This is a genomic window from Prevotella marseillensis (assembly GCF_900625065.1).
GTDB lineage: Bacteria > Bacteroidota > Bacteroidia > Bacteroidales > Bacteroidaceae > Prevotella > Prevotella rara.
Window position 1 is genome coordinate 1 of the sequence record NZ_UYXY01000022.1, and the last position, 1,890, is coordinate 1,890.

At 34.9% G+C, this 1,890-nt stretch carries 1 protein-coding gene; it reads left to right on the forward strand.

What is annotated here, in order from left to right; genetic code table 11:
• Positions 1–1,612 precede the first annotated feature (1,612 nt).
• Positions 1,613–1,890 (forward strand): carboxypeptidase-like regulatory domain-containing protein (locus EJL04_RS16250; RefSeq protein ID WP_164511814.1); only part of this gene is annotated, 278 nt, incomplete at its 3' end.

Consider the following 1,890-nt stretch of genomic DNA (forward strand, 5'->3'; position numbering starts at 1 on the left):
CCGGTAAAAGTCAACTTTAATCAGTAATTAAAAGTAGAGTCAACCAATAACAGTTATAAGTTTAACCAGAGTCAACTTTAATCAGGGAATGGCTTGTTAGAAGTCAACCAATTTTAGGAAAGGACAACATATAGCTACAGGATAAAAAGTTTTCGATAGAAACTCGTCACTCGTCACATCGACGGGTAAAATGCTGACAGTCAGTTAAATATGGTGTGACGAGTTGCTTCCCCTGACTCGTCACACTTGCGTTGATTAACTGTGCCGTGACGAGTTGAGGTTTTAACTCGTCACATCGTAACGGCTTGTTTGTCAATGAATTATGGCCGATTGTGACGAGTGACGAGTTTCTGCGAAAATTTATTATAAGTAAGATCCCGATTACGTAAAAGCTTACTTACGGCCCTGCGAAACGTGGCTTTTTGGCGTGCAATATGTATGCTTTTGCACGATGAAACATGGCTTTTTGTATCTAACAGAGGCTTCTGCCTGTATGGAGCTTGCCTGCTGTTTAAATAAGCATATTGATTTTAAACGGTCAGGATATTATGTCGTCTTGCATTTTGTGTCTATATAAAAGTCTTGTGGAAACGTTGTGTCAAGTGGCGTTGCAAAGGCTTGTTAAGCCTTATTTTATCAGTAGTCGCAGTTTTGTGGTAGGTAATGTCAAATCTGTTTTGCATAATTTATAGCAGAAAACTTTATGATTATAAGTCATGATTTTGCTTGTCCGGAGCTACATATTGAAATAAATCCATATTTCATTGCGTCAAAAAGTTATTGATAATGTAATCTGTCTTTGCTGTTTTTATGTGCTATGAAACTAAAATTTCTGTATAGGAATGTGGCATGAAATGTGGCTGCCGAGTGTTTGAGGCAGTGCTAAAATACTATAATTTTAAACTTTATATAATACTTTTTGTTGACATTCTGCTCTGTGTTTGCGTTTACATTATGCCATATTGAATCGTTTTTGCTTACATTTTGTCAGTGCTTTATTTATATTTATGCAGAAAATATTGCATATTTATCCAATATTGTTATAATTAAGTTAATTACACCTTATTATATATACAATGAACCATAATTACTGTCTGCATTATTTGATGTATTGAAATAGTTTTGTGTCATAATGTCTGCCGGGCGATATTAAATATCAGTAAATAAGCAATTTACATGCATTTTGTGCATAATATCTTAAATATTTGCATGTCAACATAGACGAAACGGATATTAAGCATTATTTAAAGTGTAAAATTTTAACTCAAAAAAATGTGCGAATAAGCATAATGCAAGCATATAATTAATTATTTATGCATATAGATTTAAATTTCTTTATATGAATGTTCAGGTGTAAATTGCCTTTATTTTGATGCATTCTAAAAGTTAAGAAGTGGTGTATATACACTTTATATACAAATCAAAATGAAAGTAAAATAACACTCAAAGTTTCATTTTACATGAATTTTTATGTGATTCTGTCAGATTTATGTTAAAAACCCGACTTAAACCCATTTTTTTTTCTTTCATTTTTTGGACTTTATGAAATAATCTTTATTTTTGCATATTGTAACAAAAGTATAATTTATTTATTTAATTAGAGAGAGTATTTATGGAAAAAAGACTAACTATGATTTTGGCCTGCCTGTTCCTGTCACTGGGAATGGCACTGGCACAAACAGCAGTTACGGGAACCGTGGTGTCTCAGGAGGACGGTCAGCCGATTATCGGTGCTACTGTCCGCGTTGTGGGCGCCAGCGCCGGTGCCGTGACAGACGCTGACGGTAAGTTCTCTATCAGCATGCCCGCAGGGCACAACAAGCTGAAAGTAACCTATGTCGGCATGGTTGATCAAGACGTAACGGTAAAGGGCAACAGCGTACGCGTTGT